The sequence below is a fragment of the Pseudovibrio sp. POLY-S9 genome (assembly GCF_001431305.1).
Lineage (GTDB): Bacteria > Pseudomonadota > Alphaproteobacteria > Rhizobiales > Stappiaceae > Pseudovibrio.
This window is the reverse complement of sequence record NZ_LCWX01000271.1, coordinates 1-242: the sequence shown is the minus strand read 5'-3', so window position 1 is coordinate 242 and position 242 is coordinate 1. Positions and strand designations below refer to the sequence as shown.

Here is a 242-nt window from a genome sequence, read left to right as displayed (position 1 = left end):
TCGACATCTCGCCTCGTTGAAAATGATAACGGCTCAACCTTTGGCGACGATTATGAGGCAACTCAAGGCACATCCTTTGCAGCGCCAATCGTCTCAGGCGTGGTCGCTTTGATGCTAGAAGCAAATCCGTTGTTAGGCTGGCGTGATGTTCAGGAAATTCTTGCTCTTTCTGCCAAGCAAGTCGACGATCCCTCTACCGAGTGGTCTACCAATGGTGCCTCAACCTGGAACGGCGGCGGTAT

General features: G+C 52.1%; 1 protein-coding gene. It reads left to right on the top strand.

Translation table 11 applies throughout. From position 1 onward, the window contains the following. Positions 1–242: S8 family serine peptidase (locus PPL9_RS30970; RefSeq protein WP_152986643.1), on the top strand; the 242-nt coding region annotated here is incomplete at both ends.